Origin of the sequence: Microbacterium galbum (assembly GCF_032464915.1) — a bacterium.
Taxonomy (GTDB): domain Bacteria; phylum Actinomycetota; class Actinomycetes; order Actinomycetales; family Microbacteriaceae; genus Microbacterium; species Microbacterium galbum.
In genome coordinates, this window is the sequence record NZ_JAWDIS010000001.1 from 745,596 (window position 1) to 762,072 (window position 16,477).

A 16,477-nucleotide genomic window follows, 5' to 3' on the forward strand; every position below is an offset into this window, starting at 1 on the left:
CTCAGCGCACGGCGAGCTGCGAGAAACCCCAGATCAACCACCCTGCGCTGAACACGACGGCCAGCAACGACAGGGACAACGCCCACACGGCCACGCGCCGGCTGTCGTGCGCGCGTCTTAGCGACAGGATGGCGAGGATCGCCCCGATCACGCCCAGGGGAAGCAGCCACCCGGTGATGAGGGCGGCGACCAGCGCGAGGATCGCCACGGCGAGCGCCCACGGCGCCAGCGAGGGCGGGGGTTTCGGCGCGGGCGGGACGTACGGGATCAGGTGGTCGCCGAAGGCCGCCATCTCCAGCTGCGCGGTGGGGAGGCGTTCGGGGTCGTCATCCGCGATCTCCGGGCGCTCGCCCGCGGGCACCATCCACGGCCGACGCGGGTCGATGGGCGCCGCGGCCGACTCGGGGGTCTCCTTGCGCGCACGGCGCGTGGGCGGGGTCTGATCCGTCACGGCGACCGGGTCTCGGCATCCGGAGCGGGGGCATCCGGGTCTTCGGCGACCTGGATCTCGGTGACGGGAAGGGTGGAGTCGGCTCCGAAGGCGAGGGTCGACGGGCGCCGACCCGAGGCGATGAGCTCCGCGGCGAGGGCGGCGATCATCGCGCCGTTGTCGGTGCACAACCGCAGCGGCGGAATGCGCACAGCGACCCCCGCCGCCGCCGCGCGCTCGAGGGCGACGTCGCGCAGGCGCTTGTTCGCGATCACGCCTCCGCCCAGCAGCAGTCGGGGCACGCCGTACCGCGCGCACGCGTCGAGGGCCTTGGTGACGAGAACGTCGACGACGGCCTCGCGGAAGGATGCCGCGACATCGGCGACCGGCACCGGTTCACCGGTCGCCTCGTGCTGCTCGACCCAGCGGGCGACCGCGGTCTTGAGCCCCGAGAACGAGAAGTCGTAGCGGTGGGATGCCATGTCGGAAGCGCGTGAGAGCCCCCGCGGGAAGCGGATCGCCGTGGGGTCGCCGCTCGCCGCCGCGCGGTCGATCTCGGGCCCCCCGGGGTAGGGCAGCTTCAGCAGCCGCGCGACCTTGTCGAATGCCTCGCCCGCAGCGTCGTCCATGGTCTCGCCGAGCAGCTCGACGTCGCTCGTGAGGTCGCGGACCAGCAGGAGCGAGGTGTGCCCTCCGCTGACGAGCAGGGCGACCGTGGGGTACTCGAGCTCCCCCGCCTCGGCATCCAGGATGTCGGCGGCGATGTGGCCCACGAGGTGGTTGACCGCGTAGAGGGGCTTGTCGAGCGCGACGGCGAGGCCCTTGGCCGCCCCCACCCCGACCATGAGCGCTCCGGCGAGCCCCGGGCCGCTCGTCACCGCGACGGCGTCGAGGTCGGCGAGCGTCACGCCGGCCTCGGCGAGCGCGGCGTCGATCGAGGGCTGCAGCGCTTCGAGGTGGGCGCGCGCCGCGACCTCCGGGACCACGCCACCGTAGCGGGCGTGCTCGTCCATGCTCGAGGCGATCGTGTTGCTCAGCAGCGTCCGGCCGCGCACGATGCCGATGCCGGTCTCGTCGCAGCTGGTCTCGATGCCGAGCACGAGGGGCGCGTCCATCAGCACCATCCCTTTCCGGTGGGCGACGGTGTCGCGGAGGCCGACGGCGCGTCGGACGCCGCGACACCGGGCGCCGCGCCGCCCGAGACCTCGGCGCGCCGGGCGGCCCACCCCCGCAGGTCGAGCTGCATCACGATCGCGTCCACGTCGTCGGGCTGGTAGTAGCGGGGGCGTCGCCCGACCTCGGCGAACCCCTCCGACGCGTAGAGCGCCTGCGCCACCGGATTGTCGGCGCGCACCTCGAGGAACACGTCGTGCACACCGCGTGCGACGGCCTCATCGAGCAGCATGGTCAGCAGGGCCCGCCCGCGCCCGCGTCCGCGAGCGGCCGCCGAGATCGTGATGGTCTGGACGTCGGCATCCCGAGCCCCCCGCACCGCGCGCAGGCCCGCGTACCCGACGAGACGCCCGGCTTCTTCGACGACGACGTAGAAGCCGTGCGGGGAGGCGAGCTCCTCGCGCATCATGGCCGCGCTCCAAGCGTCGGAGGGGAACGACGTGCGCTCCAGGTCCATGATCGCGTCGAGATCGGCGGCGGTGGCCGCGCGGGTCGACATCAGCTGACCCTTTTCGGCGCGTGGGCGGCGACGACATCGGGGCTGCGCAGGTAGAGCGGCTCCGCGCCGGTGAGGGTGCGGTCGGCGTCGAGCGCCCGCGCCGCGACGAGGGCGATCATCGCCGCCGACACGCTCGTGGCGTCGTATCGCCGGGCACCGATCTCGTCGAGGCGCGCGTCGAGGTCGTCACGCGGGCTGAGGGCGGCGTCGGAGAGGCGCACCGGTAGACCGTCGTCGTCGAGGCCGTCGTAGACGCTGAAGGCGAATTCGCGTCGCCGCGCATCGGTCACCACGGCGAAGCGCCCGGTCTCTGTGCCGGTCAGGGCATCCGCGAGCAGGACGCCGAGGGCGACACCGTCGTGGCTGGGCACCGGCACCACCGGGACGCCGCGGCCCAGCGCGTAGACGCGCGCCGTGGCGATACCGACCCGCAGACCGGTGAACGGACCGGGGCCCATGCCGACCGCCACATGGGTGGGGGCGACGGCGGACGATGCGCGGCGCAACAGGTCGCCGATGACCTCGGCGTGCCCGAGGGGATTGGCGCTCTGTTCGTCGGCGAGCACCTCCCCGTCGCGCGCGATCGCCGCGACGGCGGTGCCGAGCGAGGTGTCGATGCCCAAGATCACCGTTCCAGGGTATCCGCCGCCCTCCTCCCCCGAGCGTCACGGCATCCGCCGGCCCCTCCGCTCCGAAGAAAGGGCATGGATGCCACGGCACTCGGGCTGCGCCGCATGGTCGTCCCCACGGGGGTCGGCCCCGTCGTCGTGCGCGCGGGGAGGGCGTCGGGCAGTCCGGTCGCGACCGTGCTGCTGCACGGCGCGGCGGGGTCGTGGGCCACCTGGGCGCCGATGATCGCGGCGTCCGACGATCTCGGGCTCCCGCTCTCGGACATCGTCGCGATCGACCTGCCCGGTTGGGGCGAGTCCCCCGGCCCGGTTCCCGCGCCCGCCGACCTCGCCGTCGCCGTCGCGGCGGTGGCGCGCGCGCTCGGCTATCCCCGCTGGCGCATCGTGGGCCACTCGCTGGGCGGAGTGATCGCCCTCGACGTCGCCGCGCGCTTCCCCGCCGAGACGGTCGCCGTGGGCGTCGTCTCCCCGAGCGGCGCGGGCGCCCGCGCGGTGATGCAGCGCCCGCTGATCGGCGGGGTCCGCCTGCCCTGGCTCGCGGGCATGGTGCTGGCCATGCGCATCCTGCGCGCACTCGGTCGTCTCGCCCGCCCCCTGCTACGCGTCCTGCGTCGAACGGGGGCGCTGCGCACGCTCGCGCGGCCGCTGTTCCGGCATCCGGAGCGCGTCGACCCGGCCGTGAGCGCGGCACTGGCCGACGAGATCCGCCCGTCGGCCTTCCTCACCGCCGCGCGCATGTCGCGCACGCACGATGACGGCGTCTGGCGCCGCATCGCCTGCCCGGTGCGCTCGGTGCGCGGCGCGCACGACGTCTTCGTCGCTGCGGAGGACTCCCGGGCCTGGGCCCGCCTGATGCGCGACGTCGACGACCGCGTCCTCGCCGACAGCGGGCATTTCGCCCACGTCGAGCAACCCGCCGAGACGCTGCGCGCCCTGCGCGAGGTCTGGGCGGCCGCACGGACGGCGCAGTCTCCGCGACCGCGCCGCCGTGGCGCCGAGCCCCGACGCGGGCGCGCAACGCCGGCGACCTGACGAGAGCGGCCGTGCCGTCAGGGACGACGCGAGATCGTCACGGTGCGCGGGGCGTCGGCGTCGAGTTCGACGGTGTGCACGGCGATCTCGCCGCACGCGTTGTCGACGCCGCGACCGCCGGTCTGCCGCGAGATCTCGATCTCCCACCACGCGTCGGCCAGGTATTCGGCGACGCCACGGCCCCACTCCACGATCACCGCGCTGTGGGCGACGTCGATGTCGAGGTCGTCGAGCTCCACGGCGGCGCCGAGTCGATAGGCGTCCACGTGCACCAACGGCGTCCCGCCGACCAGCGAGGGGTGCGTGCGCGCGATCACGAACGTGGGGCTCTGCACCGGCCCCCGGATGCCGAGTCCCTCGCCGATGCCGCGGGTCAGCGTCGTCTTGCCGGCGCCGAGGGGACCCGTGAGCACCACGACGTCCCCGGGCTCGAGCGCTCGCCCGATCCGTCGTCCGAGCTCCTCCATGTCGGCGGGGGCCTCCACCACCCGCTCACCCAGCAGCGCCTCCGGAACGCTCACGCGTGCACCTCCCGTCGGGGGACGCGCGCACCCACGCGCGTGACGATCTCGTAGTCGATCGTGTCCGCGGCATCCGCCCAGTCCCGCGCCGAGGGCGCTCCGAGCGTCGGATCACCGAAGAGCACGACCTCGTCGCCGACGGCCACGGGATGCTCGCCGACGTCGACGACGAACTGATCCATCGCGATGCGACCGGCGACGGTGAAGCGGCGGCCACCGATCGACACCGGCCCGCGGCCCGACGCCTGACGCGGAACGCCATCGGCATAGCCGAGCGGCACCAGGGCCAGCGTCGTGTCGGCCGACGTGCGGTAGTCGTAGCCGTACGAGACGCCGGTCCCCGCGGGAACGCGACGCACGGCCGCGACCGCGCCCCGCAGGGTCATCGCGGGCCGCAGACCCAGGTCGGCCGGGGTGCGGTCGGCGAAGGGCGAGACGCCGTAGAGCCCGATGCCGATGCGCACGCAGCCCAGACGGGCCTCGGGGAGCGCGATCGCGGCGTTCGTCGCGGCGATGTGCCGCAACGGCGGCTGCAGGCCCGTCGACGCCGCCAGCACCACGCCCTCCTCGAATCGGGCCAGTGCCGCGCGGTCGTCGTCGAGGGTGGTGTTCGACAGGTGCGAGAAGAGCCCGACGACACGCAGACGGCCGATGCGCTCGAGACGGGCCGCCTCGGAGAACACCACCCGCCAGTCCGCCGGGGCGATGCCGTTGCGCGAGAGCCCCGTCTCGATCTTGAGGTGGACGGCCGCGGGGCGGTCCTCCGTCGCCGCCTGAGCCGCCCGCAGCAGTTGATCGAGGTCGGAGATCCCCAGCTCGATCCCCTCACGGACGGCCTCGTCGAACGACGCCCCGGGGGCGTGCAGCCAGGCGAAGAGCGGAGCGCGGATGCCGGCCCGGCGAAGCGCCAGGGCCTCGGAGATGTCGGAGACGCCGATCCGCGCGGCCCCACCGCGCAACGCGGCCACCGCCGACCGGTGCGCCCCGTGCCCGTAGCCCTCGGCCTTGACCACCGCGATCACCTCGGCGTCGGTGAGCGCTCGCAGGTGCCGCACGTTCTCGGTGATCGCGTCGACGTCGACCAGCGCTTCGCGCAACACGCCCGGTGCCATCTTCATGCGGTGTCCTCTCGGGCCGGAACGGGAACGGATGCCGGATGCGAGGGCTCTCCGCCCGCGTGGGGAGTCGTGGCCGGAACCGCCTCGGCGATCACGTACGCCGTCGCCAGCCCCGCGTCGTGCGACATCGAGAGGTGCAGCGCCGTGATGCCGCGCGCGGCGACGGTGGACGCCGTCTCGCCCCGCAGGGCGAAGACGGGGCGTCCCGAGGGCTCGGAGGCGATCTCGATATCGGTCCAGTGCACGCCGTCCGACCCGCCCAGCGCCTTGATGAGCGCCTCCTTCGCCGCATACCGCGCGGCGAGCGACCGTGGCTTGAGAACCCGCTCCGCGGGCGCGAACAGGCGCGCGAGAAGCCGCGGCGTCCGCGCGAGGTGCTCCTCGAACCGCGGCACGTCGACGAGGTCGACGCCGATTCCGACGATCATGCGGCCTCCTCCTGGCATCCTGTCCATTCTGCCGGTGTCCGCCGACGTCGGTCGCCCTTGTCGGCGCCGGACGCAGGGGGATCAGCGTCCGATGCGGCCCGCGGCGGGGCGGACGCCTCGGACCCCGTCGACGGAGACGACGAGGGCCGGATGCCACGGCATCCGGCCCCCTTCCATCGGCGGTCCTACTCGACCGTCACCGACTTCGCCAGGTTGCGCGGCTGGTCGACGTCGAGGCCCTTCGCCTCGGCCAGTCCCATCGCGAAGATGTGCAGCGGCACGACGGCGAGCAGCGGCTCGAAGAGGGGAGCCGCGAGAGGGATGCGCAGCACCTCGTCGGCGGCGGGGAGCACGGCGACGTCTCCCTCTTCGGCGATCGCGATGACGCGGGCGCCGCGCGCGCGGATCTCCTCGATGTTCGAGACGACCTTCTTGTGCATCTCGCCCGAGCCGCGGGGGCTCGGCACGACCACGAAGACCGGCTGCCCGGGCTCGATCAGGGCGATCGGCCCGTGCTTCAGCTCGCCCGCGGCGAAGCCCTCGGCGTGGATGTACGCGAGCTCCTTGAGCTTCAGCGCTCCCTCGAGAGCGATGGGGTAGCCGACGTTGCGGCCGAGGAACAGCACCGAGCGGGTGTCGGCCATCCAGTGCGCGAGCTGTTCGATGCGGGTCTGCTCGGACTCGAGGACGCGCGCGATCTTGCCGGGCACCGCCTCGAGCTCGGTGACGGCCTCGACGGCGACGACGGGGTCGATGGCTCCGCGCACCCGCCCGACGTGCAGGGCGAGCAGGTAGAGCGCGGTGATCTGCGCGACGAACGCCTTCGTCGAGGCCACGGCGACCTCGGGGCCGGCGTGCGTGTAGACGATGGCATCCGACTCGCGAGGGATCGTGGCGCCCTGGGTGTTGCAGATCGACAGCGTCTTCGCGCCGCGCGAGCGGGCGTACTTGACGGCCATCAGCGTGTCCATGGTCTCGCCCGACTGGCTGATCGACACCACCAGCGTCCGGGACGAGAGCACCGGGTCGCGGTAGCGGAACTCGTGCGCGAGCTCGACGTCGACGGGCACGCGGGCCCAGGTCTCGAGGGCGTACTTGCCGACCATTCCGGCGTAGGCGGCGGTGCCGCACGCGATGACGAGGATGCGGTCGATCTCGGCGAGGAAGTCGTCCATCCCCTCCAACTCGGGGATCTCGACCCGACCCTCGTGGATGCGGCCGCGAATGGTGTTCGCGACGGCCTCGGGCTCCTCGGAGACCTCCTTGGCCATGAACGACGACCAGCCGCCCTTCTCGGCCGCCGACGCGTCCCAGGTGACCTCGAAGGCCTCGACCTCGACCGGGGCGCCGGAGAAGTCCGTGACCTCGACGCCCTCAGGGGTGATCGCCACGATCTCGTCCTGCCCGATCGCGAGCGCGTTGCGGGTGTGCTCGACGAAGGCGGCGACGTCGGATCCGAGGAAGTTCTCGCCCTCGCCGAGGCCGATCACCAGCGGGGAGTTGCGGCGCGCGCCGACGACGAGGCCGGGGTGGTCCTCGTGCATCGCCAGGAGCGTGTAGGCGCCCTCCAGGCGCGACACGACGGCGCGGAAGGCGGCGACGAGGTCTTTGGACCGCGCGTACTCGCGGCCGATCATGACGGCTGCGACCTCGGTGTCGGTCTCGCTGCGGAAGCTGAAGCCCTCGCCCACGAGCTCGCTCTTGAGCTCGGCGAAGTTCTCGATGATGCCGTTGTGGATGACGGCGAGCTTGTCGTCATCGGCGAGGTGGGGGTGCGCGTTCGCGTCGGTGGGTCCGCCGTGCGTGGCCCAGCGGGTGTGCCCGATGCCCGTCGTGCCGTTCGGCATCGGCGAGGACTCGAGATCGTCGCGCAGCACCGCGAGCTTGCCGGCGCGCTTGCGCATGCCGAGAGCGCCGTCACCGTCGATCACGGCGATGCCCGCGGAGTCGTACCCCCGGTACTCCAGACGCGACAGGCCCGCCAGAAGGATGTCCTGGCTCTGCCGAGGACCCACGTAACCGATGATTCCGCACATGGTCACCGAGTCTACGCGGCGGGGCTGAGGGAACCCCTCCGCGGCGTGCCCCGAGCGGCGACCGGGCGCGGCGCCACCCGTCGGACCGCGGGGATGCGGTCAGAGCTTGCGCAGCAGCACCGACTCCACGGTGTGGTCGGCGCCCTTCTGCAGCACGAGCTTGGCGCGATGCCGGGTGGGCAGCACGTTCTCCTCGAGGTTGGGCAGGTTGATCTCGCGCCAGTACCCGAGGGCCCGCTCCACCGCCTCCTCGTCACTGATGTCGGCGAAGACGCGGAAGAACGAGGTCGGGTTCGTGAAGGCGTTGTCGCGCAGGGCGAGGAACCGGTCCACGTACCAGCGCTCGATGTGGGCGGCGTCGGCATCGACGTAGATCGAGAAGTCGAACAGATCGCTCACCGCGACCTCGTTCGGAGACGGCGGCGGCTGCAGCACGTTCAGACCCTCCACGATCACCACGTCGGGCCGATGCACGCTCACGTGCGCATCGGGCATGATGTCGTACCGCACGTGGGAGTAGAACGGCGCCCGCGCCTCCTCCGCCCCCGACTTGACCTCGCTCAGGAACTCCACGAGCGCCCGACGGTCGTACGACTCGGGGAATCCTTTGCGGTCCATGAGCCCTCTGCGCTCGAGCTCCGCGTTGGGGTAAAGGAACCCGTCGGTGGTGACCAGCTCGACCCGCGGGGTGTCGGGCCACCGGCTCATGAGCTCGCGCAGCAGGCGGGCGATGGTCGACTTCCCCACCGCCACCGATCCGGCGACGCCGATGACGAAGGGGGTCGTGGCATCCGGTTCGCCCAGGAACTCGCTCGTGTCGGCTCCCAGTCGCCGCGTGGCCCGGGCGTACAGGCTGAGCAGACGACTGAGCGGCAGATACACCTCGGCGACCTCGCGCGGATCGAGGCGGTCGCCGATGCCCCGCAGCTGCACGATCTCGTTCTCGGTCAACGGCTGCTGGAGACCCCCGGCCATGCGGGCCCAGTCGTCGCGGTCGATCTGACGGTAGGGGCTCAGCGACGGTGCGGAAGCGGTCGTCTCGGCGGCGGACACCCGCTCATGCTACCCGCGGGGGCCGCACCACCCGGCGACGCACGCCCGGCGCCGTTCGCTACGCTCGGACCGTGCGCTTGGGAGTCCTCGATATCGGCTCGAACACCGTCCACCTCCTGGTGGCCAACGCCCGGGCGGGAGGACGGCCGACCGCGACGAGCTCCCACCGCTCGGTGCTCCGTCTCATGCGCTATCTGCTGCCCGACGGATCGATCTCGCCCGAGGGCGTCCAGGGCCTCGTGGATGCCGTGACCGCCGCCTGCGAGCGCGCCCGCGCCGAAGGGGTCGACGAACTGCTCGCCACGGCGACCTCGGCCGTGCGCGACGCGACGAACGGCGAAGACGTGATCGCCAGGATCGAAGAGGTGCTCGGGCAACCGCTCCAGGTGCTCGGCGGCGAGACGGAGGCGCGCTTCACCTACCTCGCCGTCCGACGCTGGTTCGGGTGGTCGGCGGGGCAGATCCTGCTGTTCGACATCGGCGGCGGCTCGCTCGAGATCGCGGGCGGCGCCGATGAGCTCCCCGACCTCGCCGAATCGGTGCCCCTGGGCGCCGGACGCTCGACCGTGCAGTTCCTCCCGCACGACCCCCCGAGCGACGCCGAGATCGACGCCCTCCGCCAGCACGCGGCATCCGTCCTCGCTCCTGTGGCCGAGCGGTTCGCCGCGCTCCCCCGCCCCGACCACGTCATCGGGTCGTCGAAGGCCATCCGCTCGCTCGCGAAACTCGCCGGCTACCCGGTTCCGGGATGGTCGGGCATCGACCGTATGGTGCTGCCGCGCAAAGAGCTGAAGGACTGGATCCCCCGGCTCGCCCGCATCCCGGCCGACGCACGCGAGGCCCTGCCGGGCATCACCGCCGATCGCACATTCCAGATCGTCGCGGCGGCGGTCGTCGTCGAGCGTGCGATGAAAGCCATGGACGTCGAAGAGCTCGAGGTCTCGCCCTGGGCGCTGCGCGAGGGCGTGCTCCTGCGCTACATCGAGTCGCTCGAGTACTGACCGCCGCGGCGCTCCGCGCCCCGCCACCCGCCACCGACACCGAGGCCCCTGAGCCTGTCGACGGGACCGGGCCCCGCCCGGCGAACCCACTCGCACCGACGACGAAGGCCCAGGCACCCCGCACGGGGTCCCTGGGCCTGTCGAACCGACCGGACCTACAGCGCCAGGCGCTCGCGCACGACCTCGGCGAGACGGTCGGCGTGGGCTCGGGCGACATCCTCGGATGCCGCCTCCACCATCACACGCACCAGCGGCTCGGTCCCCGAGGCGCGAAGCAGCACGCGACCGGATTCGCCGAGTTCTGCGGTGGATGCCGCGACCTCGCGCTGCACGACCTCGTCGGCGACGCCGTCGCGGTCGACACCGCGCACGTTGACCAGTACCTGCGGGTACACGGTCATCAGCGAGGCGAGCTCGCCGAGCGTCTTGCCCTGGCGCGCCATCTCGGCCACCAGGTGCAGACCCGTGAGCAATCCGTCGCCCGTCGTGGCGAACTCGCTCATGATCACGTGACCCGACTGCTCGCCGCCGAGGGAGTAGCCGCCCTCGTTCATGGCCTCGAGCACATACCTGTCGCCGACCGCGGTCTGCAGCACCCGGATGCCGTGCTCCTGCATCGCGCGATGAAGACCGAGGTTGCTCATGACCGTCGCCACGAGGGTGTCGTCGACGAGAGCGCCGCGCTCCTTCATCGCCACCGCGAGGATGGCCATGATCTGGTCGCCGTCGACGACGTTGCCCTGCGCGTCGACCGCGAGGCACCGGTCCGCGTCGCCGTCATGGGCGATGCCGACATCGGCGCCGAGGCGCACCACCGCCTCCGCGAGCACGTCGAGGTGGGTCGAGCCCACGCCGTCGTTGATGTTCAGGCCATCGGGGTCGGCACCGATGACGGTGACCTGCGCGCCGGCGTCCTTGAACGTCTCGGGAGACACCCCGGCCGCCGCGCCGTGGGCGCAGTCGAGCACCACGTGGATGCCGTCGAGCCGGTGCGGGAGCGAGCCGAGCAGGTGCAGCACGTAGCGGTCCTCGGCATCGGCGAAGCGTCGGATGCGACCGACACCGGCACCGGTGGGCTGCAGACGCTCCCCCTCGAGGGCGCGCTCGATGCGCTGCTCGACGATGTCCGGGAGCTTGGTGCCCCCGCGCGCAAAGATCTTGATCCCATTGTCGGGAGCGGGGTTGTGCGACGCCGACACCATCACGCCGAAGTCGGCATCATGGTCGGCGATGAGGAAAGCGGTGGCGGGGGTGGGGATGACGCCCGCGTCGAGGACATCGACACCCGACGAGGCCAGGCCCGCGGCGACCGCGGCCGCGAGGAACTCCCCCGAGACCCGCGGATCACGCGCGACGACGGCGGTGAGGCGGCGGCCTTCGGCCTTCCGCGCCTCCGCAGAACGGCCCTGGCCCAGGACGACAGCAGTCGCCTGGGCCAGGTGCAGCGCGAGTTCGGCGGTGAGGAGGCCGTTGGCCAGCCCCCGCACCCCGTCCGTGCCGAAGAGAGGCATACGGAGGGTCGAACTCAGCGCTTGGAGTACTGAGGCGCCTTGCGGGCCTTCTTGAGACCGGCCTTCTTGCGCTCCTTGACGCGAGCGTCGCGCGAGAGGAAGCCGGCCTTCTTGAGGGTCGGGCGGTTGTTCTCGGCGTCGATCTCGTTGAGCGCGCGGGCGATGCCCAGGCGCAGCGCGCCGGCCTGACCCGAGGGGCCACCACCGGAGATGCGCGCGATCACGTCGTACGAGCCCGCGAGCTCGAGCACCGTGAACGGGTCGTTGATCAGCTGCTGGTGCAGCTTGTTCGGGAAGTAGTCCTCGATCGTGCGGCCGTTGACCGTAATCGTGCCCGAGCCGGGAACCAGACGCACGCGGGCGATGGCCTGCTTGCGACGGCCGACGGCTGCGCCGGGAACCGAGAGCACGGGGCGCTCGGCCGCGACGACCGACTGCTCGGCCGGCGTCTCGGTGCTGTAGTTGCTGGAGTCGATGTTCGACACTGTTTCGTCCTTATCCGGCGGCGCTTACTGGGCGACCTGGTCGAAGGTGTATGCCGTGGGCTGCTGGGCACCGTGGGGGTGCTCTGCGCCGCGGTAAACCTTGAGCTTCTTGAGCTGCGCCGCGCCGAGGCTGTTCTTGGGCAGCATGCCGCGGATGGCCTTCTCGACCGCGCGGACGGGGTTCTTCTCGAGCAGTTCGTCGTAGGTGACGGACTTGAGGCCGCCCGGGTAGCCCGAGTGGCGGTAGGCCTTCTTGTTCTGGAGCTTCTGACCCGTGAGCGCCACCTTCTCGGCGTTGATCACGATGACGAAGTCGCCGGAGTCGATGTGGTTGGCGAAGGTGGGCTTGTGCTTGCCGCGGAGGAGGACCGCCGCGTGCGAGGCCAGGCGGCCGAGAACGACGTCGGTGGCGTCGATAACGACCCACTCGCGCGTGACCTCAGCGGCCTTGGGGGTGAAAGTGCGCGTCACAATAGTGCTGCTTTCTTGATCGAACGGAGGAGTTCGTGAATCCCGCTCCGGTGGTCCGTTGCCCCGCCGATGACGGAGGAACAGGGCCGGTGGAGGGCTCACGTTCGGGCGACCCGCTCGCAGGGAGGCGGGCACCAAAGAGCAAGACTACGGCATCCGAATGCCATCGCCAAACGCCGACGGCACCCCCCGACGGCGGGGCGCGTGCGTCCCTACGAGAGCAGGGTGCCCGCAGCCACCAGCGCGTACCCCGTGGCGTTGAAGACCATGTGCACCGCGACGGCCGGCCAGACGCGCCCGGTCGCCACCACGAACGCCCCGGTCACGGCGCCGACCGCGGCGAGCGCGATCGACGCGAGATGGTCCTGTCCCGCCGCGAACTGATGCGCGAGCACGAACAGGGCCGTCGAGAAGGCGACGGCGGCGATCGCCGCCGGGACGCGCCCGCTGCGCTCCCGCAGGAGCACGTAGGCGCAGACGAGCACGACCCCGCGGAAGAAGAACTCCTCCACCATCGCGGCGCCGATCGTGTCGGCGAGCGCCTCGGCGAGGAACGCTTCCGGCAGCGATCCGTCGGAGGAGAAGGTGGAGGGCCACGCGGCCGGGACGCCCCCGATTCCGGCGACGGCGCCCTGCATCGCGCGGAGAGCGACGCCGAAGACGATGCCGTAGAGCACGTCGACCGGACGGAGGCGAAGCAACCCGCGCGGCCGGGAGCGCGAGAAGGCGACGCCGACCGGCACACCGAGGGCCACCCACACGATGGCCCGCGCGCTCGCCTCGGCCGTCTCCGGCGGGAACAGCGCGGATGCCGCCCGCTGGGCCAGAAGGCCCGCGCCGAGCGCACAAACGGCCCAGGCCAGCAGACCGAGGTCCCAGCGGCGGGTCGTCGAGCGCCCCTCCCGCCAGAGCCGTGGACGACGGCGTCGACGCCGTGACGACCCGCCGGTCGAGGCGTCGGCGACGTCGGACATGGCGCTCAGGCTAGGTCCGGTCTGCGCCTACTCGCCCTCCTCGCCCGGCGGATGTGGACGTGCGCCCCCACGTTTCACCCCCGCCCTCATCACGCACCGATGCCCCGTCACCGGGCGGCGACGGGGCATCGGTCGGATCGGACGCGTCCCCCGCGGGTGCGGGCGAGAGTGGGGCGCGTCGACCGGGTCAGCGCTTCAGGAAGTCGATGAGCACGCGGTTGAACTCGTCGGCATGGCTCACGTTGACGCCGTGCGGCGCCCCGGCGACCACGTGCAGCGCACTGCCCGCGATGGCCTCGTGGGTCCGCTTTCCGGAGCCCTCGAACGGCACGGTCGCGTCGCTGTCGCCGTGGATGACGAGAGCGGGCATGGTGACGTGCGGCAGGTCGTCGCGGAAGTCAGTGGTGGCGAACGCCTCCATGGACTTCAGCGCCGCGTGGTGATCGGCCTGGTTCGCGAGGCGCTCTGCCTCGGCCTGCTCCTCGGGCGCCACGGCCAGCTGGCCGTCCACCGAGAAGAAGTCCGTCGTGAACTGGTGGTAGAAGGCCTTCTCGTCGTCCTTGAGCCCCTGCTTCATTCCGTCGGCGGTCTCGTCGTCGAGGGGGCCCTCGGGGTTGTCCTCGGTCTTGGCCAGGTACGGCGGCACCGCGGCGGCGAAGACGACGCTGTGGATGCGATCGGCGCCGTGGCGCGTGAGGTAGCGCGCCACCTCGCCGCCGCCCATCGAGAAGCCCACCAGAGTGGCATCCCGCAGATCGAGCGTCTCGATCACGGCCTGCAGGTCGTCGGCGAACGTGTCGTAGTCGTACCCGGTGCGGGGCTTGTCGCTCCGGCCGAAGCCGCGGCGGTCGTAGGTCACGACCCGGTGGCCGGCCGCCTCGAGGGCCGGGACCTGGTGCTCCCACGACTCGCCCGACAAGGGCCACCCGTGGATCAGCACCACGGGGCGACCGGCGCCGCCGGTGTCGTCCACGTGGAGGTCGATGTCGGTCAGGAGTCCATGGTGTGCGGTGATCTCGCTCATGGCAGACATGGTTCGCCCGTCGTCTGAACGGAAGCCCGCCGTTGACGACCGCGCCGAGTCTTGGTAAGTCCCCGATCGACGCACAGGCGTTGCCGCGACGCAAGCTCTCCGCGGGCCCGTTCGCACCCGGCTAGCCTCGCGCCATGGCCTCGACCCGCTCCTTCGCCGTCGCCCTGCTCGCCGCATCGACCCTCGCTCTCAGCGCATGCTCGCCCGCCGCCGGTGGGGGCGGATCCCTCACCCCCACCGATCAGGATGCCGTCCGCGCGGTGACCACTGCCGAGTCCGATGCCGGGGGCCGCGCGTTCGAACTCGACAGCGATGACGATCAGTGGCAGGTGCACGTCGCGGTCGGCGACCGGGAGGTCGAGGTCCGGGTCACCACCGACGGAACCCGCGCGGAATCGTCCGACGACTCCGAGCAGCTCGACGCCGACGACGACGCCGCCCTCCGGGCCGCCACGACCACCCTCGCGGATGCCATCCGCATCTCTGCGGCACGCGCCTCCGGCGGTGCACGGGTAGAGGAGGCGGCCCTCGAGCAGGAGGACGGTACTCCCGTGTGGAAGGTGGAGATCGCCGGAGGCACGACGGTCCGCGTCTCGGGCGTCGACGGAAGTGTCCGCTGAGGCAGCAGAAGCATGCCGCATGCGCAAGCCCGGCGCCGGCATCCGTGAGGCTCGCCCCGTCTCATTACACTCGGCGCATGCGCCACGCTCTCGACGCCGACGGACATAGTCCGAGCGCCCGGGTGACCCCGGGTACCGGACACATCGCGGGAGGAACGGAGCGGCGATGAACGACCTCGCGCTCAACATCGTCCTGGTCGTCGTCTTCGTGCTCATCGGCGGAGTGTTCGCCGCGACCGAGATGGCCCTCGTCACCCTCCGCGAGAGTCAGGTGAACGCGCTCGCCGCGCGCGGGCGGCGCGGCCAGAAGGTGGCAGACCTCGCTCGAAATCCCAACACGTTCCTCTCCGCCGTCCAGATCGGCGTCACGGTCGCCGGTTTCGCGTCGGCCGCGTACGGCGCGTCCTCGATCGCGCCGTCGGTGACCCCGCTCTTCACCGCCTGGGGGCTGGAGGAGCCGGTCGCGGCCACGGTCTCCACGATCGCGCTCACCCTGGTCATCGCCTACCTCTCCCTCGTCCTGGGCGAACTGGTGCCCAAACGACTCGCGATCCAACGCAACGCGGCGTTCGCCTACGCCGTCGCCCCCGTGCTGAACGGCTTCGCGAAGCTCATGCGGCCCGTCATCTGGCTGCTGTCGATCTCTACGAATGTGCTGGTGCGCCTGCTCGGCGGCGATCCCGACAAGACCGGCGAGGAGCTCACCGAGGAGGAGCTGCGCGACATCGTCTCGAGCCACGAGGGCCTCCCCGCTGATGAACGCCGCATCCTCGACGACGTGCTGTCCCTGCGCGATCGACATGTCAGCGAAGTCATGCGCCCCCGTCCGGAGGTCGTCACCCTGGATGCCGGCGGCTCGATCGCCGAAGCCGTGGAGCGCGTGCGGGACCTGCCGTATTCGCGCTATCCCGTCGCCGAGCACACGATCGACGACGTCGTCGGCTTCGTGCACGTGCGTGACCTCTACGAGGACACTGCGCGCCCCCTCGCCGCCGTCATGCGCGACATCCGTTACATCCCCTCGACCGCGCGGGTGCTGCCCACCCTCACCGCGATGCGCGCCGAGGGCAGCCATATCGCGGTCGTCGTCGACGAGTACGGCGGCACCGACGGCATCGTGACCCTCGAGGACCTCGTCGAAGAGGTGGTGGGCGAGATCTTCGACGAATACGACGTCGCCGCCGAGCAGCCCCTGGCCGAGGGCGAGCACGGGACCGTCGAGGGACGCCTCAATCTGCAGGACTTCGAGGAGGCGACCGGAGTGGTCCTGCCACGCGGTGCGTCCGACACCGTGGCCGGGTTCGTGGTCGAGCGACTCGGCCGCCTCGCCCGCGTCGGCGACACCGTGGAGGTCGACGGCGCCACCCTTCAGGTCAGCGCGGTCGACCGTCGCCGCGTGGCGGAGCTGCTCGTCACGCGGCATCCGGTCGACCACGACGAGGACGCCGCGGCCCGCGACTGAG

General features: G+C 71.9%; 18 protein-coding genes. 4 read left to right on the forward strand and 14 right to left on the reverse strand.

Annotation, left to right across the window (positions count from 1 at the left end):
* Window position 1 precedes the first annotated feature (1 nt).
* Genes RWH45_RS03515 through tsaB form a run of 4 tightly spaced genes read right to left on the reverse strand, consistent with a single transcriptional unit; the run spans window position 2 to window position 2,731 of the window.
* Window positions 2-451, reverse strand: coding sequence for a hypothetical protein (locus RWH45_RS03515; protein WP_315993532.1), 450 nt, complete (start codon window positions 449-451; stop codon window positions 2-4).
* Complete coding sequence (gene tsaD, locus RWH45_RS03520) at window positions 448-1,545, reverse strand: tRNA (adenosine(37)-N6)-threonylcarbamoyltransferase complex transferase subunit TsaD (protein ID WP_315993533.1); 1,098 nt, start codon at window positions 1,543-1,545, stop codon at window positions 448-450. Before tsaD ends, RWH45_RS03515 begins: the two co-directional genes overlap by 4 nt.
* A complete protein-coding gene (gene rimI, locus RWH45_RS03525; RefSeq protein WP_315993534.1) occupies window positions 1,545-2,102 on the reverse strand; it encodes a ribosomal protein S18-alanine N-acetyltransferase in 558 nt (185 codons plus the stop codon). The genes tsaD and rimI overlap by 1 nt, the downstream gene beginning before the upstream one ends.
* On the reverse strand, window positions 2,102-2,731 hold the full coding sequence (gene tsaB / locus RWH45_RS03530; protein WP_315993535.1) for a tRNA (adenosine(37)-N6)-threonylcarbamoyltransferase complex dimerization subunit type 1 TsaB: 630 nt from the start codon (window positions 2,729-2,731) through the stop codon (window positions 2,102-2,104). Before tsaB ends, rimI begins: the two co-directional genes overlap by 1 nt.
* 75 nt (window positions 2,732-2,806) lie before the next feature.
* Between tsaB and RWH45_RS03535 the strand changes: the two genes are divergently transcribed.
* Window positions 2,807-3,763, forward strand: coding sequence for an alpha/beta fold hydrolase (locus RWH45_RS03535; RefSeq protein ID WP_315993536.1), 957 nt, complete (start codon window positions 2,807-2,809; stop codon window positions 3,761-3,763).
* A 17-nt stretch (window positions 3,764-3,780) separates the two neighbouring features.
* Here RWH45_RS03535 and tsaE read toward each other — a convergent pair whose 3' ends face one another.
* From tsaE to coaA, 5 genes are all read right to left on the reverse strand, one after another.
* Complete coding sequence (tsaE, locus tag RWH45_RS03540; protein WP_437127320.1) at window positions 3,781-4,284, reverse strand: tRNA (adenosine(37)-N6)-threonylcarbamoyltransferase complex ATPase subunit type 1 TsaE; 504 nt, start codon at window positions 4,282-4,284, stop codon at window positions 3,781-3,783.
* Window positions 4,281-5,402: an alanine racemase gene (gene alr, locus RWH45_RS03545; RefSeq protein ID WP_315993537.1), complete on the reverse strand. Its 1,122-nt coding sequence runs from the start codon at window positions 5,400-5,402 to the stop codon at window positions 4,281-4,283. The genes tsaE and alr overlap by 4 nt, the downstream gene beginning before the upstream one ends.
* Window positions 5,399-5,830 carry a holo-ACP synthase gene (locus RWH45_RS03550; RefSeq protein ID WP_315993538.1) on the reverse strand — a complete coding sequence of 144 codons (432 nt, stop codon included), beginning with the start codon at window positions 5,828-5,830 and terminating at the stop codon, window positions 5,399-5,401. Before RWH45_RS03550 ends, alr begins: the two co-directional genes overlap by 4 nt.
* Before the next feature lie 185 nt (window positions 5,831-6,015).
* Complete coding sequence (gene glmS, locus RWH45_RS03555) at window positions 6,016-7,866, reverse strand: glutamine--fructose-6-phosphate transaminase (isomerizing) (protein WP_315993539.1); 1,851 nt, start codon at window positions 7,864-7,866, stop codon at window positions 6,016-6,018.
* A 99-nt stretch (window positions 7,867-7,965) separates the two neighbouring features.
* On the reverse strand, window positions 7,966-8,919 hold the full coding sequence (coaA, locus tag RWH45_RS03560; protein WP_315993540.1) for a type I pantothenate kinase: 954 nt from the start codon (window positions 8,917-8,919) through the stop codon (window positions 7,966-7,968).
* A gap of 71 nt (window positions 8,920-8,990) precedes the next feature.
* Here coaA and RWH45_RS03565 point away from each other — a divergent pair, with 71 nt between their 5' ends.
* On the forward strand, window positions 8,991-9,920 hold the full coding sequence (locus tag RWH45_RS03565; RefSeq protein ID WP_315993541.1) for a Ppx/GppA phosphatase family protein: 930 nt from the start codon (window positions 8,991-8,993) through the stop codon (window positions 9,918-9,920).
* A 155-nt stretch (window positions 9,921-10,075) separates the two neighbouring features.
* Here the strand turns inward: RWH45_RS03565 and glmM are convergent, their stop codons facing one another.
* From glmM to RWH45_RS03590, 5 genes are all read right to left on the reverse strand, one after another.
* A complete protein-coding gene (gene glmM / locus RWH45_RS03570) occupies window positions 10,076-11,431 on the reverse strand; it encodes a phosphoglucosamine mutase (RefSeq protein WP_315993542.1) in 1,356 nt (451 codons plus the stop codon).
* 14 nt (window positions 11,432-11,445) lie between these two features.
* Window positions 11,446-11,916 carry a 30S ribosomal protein S9 gene (rpsI, locus tag RWH45_RS03575; protein WP_058597862.1) on the reverse strand — a complete coding sequence of 157 codons (471 nt, stop codon included), beginning with the start codon at window positions 11,914-11,916 and terminating at the stop codon, window positions 11,446-11,448.
* 24 nt (window positions 11,917-11,940) lie between these two features.
* Window positions 11,941-12,387 carry a 50S ribosomal protein L13 gene (rplM, locus tag RWH45_RS03580; protein ID WP_058597861.1) on the reverse strand — a complete coding sequence of 149 codons (447 nt, stop codon included), beginning with the start codon at window positions 12,385-12,387 and terminating at the stop codon, window positions 11,941-11,943.
* A gap of 212 nt (window positions 12,388-12,599) precedes the next feature.
* A complete protein-coding gene (locus RWH45_RS03585) occupies window positions 12,600-13,361 on the reverse strand; it encodes a CPBP family intramembrane glutamic endopeptidase (RefSeq protein WP_315993543.1) in 762 nt (253 codons plus the stop codon).
* Between the two features lie 187 nt (window positions 13,362-13,548).
* Entirely contained in the window at window positions 13,549-14,385 is an 837-nt protein-coding gene (locus RWH45_RS03590) for an alpha/beta fold hydrolase (RefSeq protein WP_315993544.1), read from the reverse strand.
* Window positions 14,386-14,528: 143 nt separating this feature from the next.
* Here RWH45_RS03590 and RWH45_RS03595 point away from each other — a divergent pair, with 143 nt between their 5' ends.
* A complete protein-coding gene (locus RWH45_RS03595) occupies window positions 14,529-15,014 on the forward strand; it encodes a PepSY domain-containing protein (protein WP_315993545.1) in 486 nt (161 codons plus the stop codon).
* A gap of 166 nt (window positions 15,015-15,180) precedes the next feature.
* Window positions 15,181-16,476 (forward strand): hemolysin family protein, encoded by a 1,296-nt coding sequence (locus RWH45_RS03600; protein WP_315993546.1) that lies wholly within the window; start codon window positions 15,181-15,183, stop codon window positions 16,474-16,476.
* The last annotated feature ends 1 nt before the right edge of the window (window position 16,477 follow it).

Bases quoted from the DNA above. Each gene is read 5' to 3' on its own strand.
- RWH45_RS03585 (WP_315993543.1), bottom strand. From the start codon at position 13,361: ATGTCCGACGTCGCCGACGCCTCGACCGGCGGGTCGTCACGGCGTCGA.
- RWH45_RS03595 (WP_315993545.1), top strand. From the start codon at position 14,529: ATGGCCTCGACCCGCTCCTTCGCCGTCGCCCTGCTCGCCGCATCGACC.
- RWH45_RS03600 (WP_315993546.1), top strand. From the start codon at position 15,181: ATGAACGACCTCGCGCTCAACATCGTCCTGGTCGTCGTCTTCGTGCTC.
- alr (WP_315993537.1), bottom strand. From the start codon at position 5,402: ATGAAGATGGCACCGGGCGTGTTGCGCGAAGCGCTGGTCGACGTCGAC.
- rimI (WP_315993534.1), bottom strand. From the start codon at position 2,102: ATGTCGACCCGCGCGGCCACCGCCGCCGATCTCGACGCGATCATGGAC.
- glmS (WP_315993539.1), bottom strand. From the start codon at position 7,866: ATGTGCGGAATCATCGGTTACGTGGGTCCTCGGCAGAGCCAGGACATC.
- RWH45_RS03535 (WP_315993536.1), top strand. From the start codon at position 2,807: ATGGATGCCACGGCACTCGGGCTGCGCCGCATGGTCGTCCCCACGGGG.
- tsaD (WP_315993533.1), bottom strand. From the start codon at position 1,545: ATGGACGCGCCCCTCGTGCTCGGCATCGAGACCAGCTGCGACGAGACC.
- RWH45_RS03550 (WP_315993538.1), bottom strand. From the start codon at position 5,830: ATGATCGTCGGAATCGGCGTCGACCTCGTCGACGTGCCGCGGTTCGAG.
- RWH45_RS03590 (WP_315993544.1), bottom strand. From the start codon at position 14,385: ATGAGCGAGATCACCGCACACCATGGACTCCTGACCGACATCGACCTC.
- glmM (WP_315993542.1), bottom strand. From the start codon at position 11,431: ATGCCTCTCTTCGGCACGGACGGGGTGCGGGGGCTGGCCAACGGCCTC.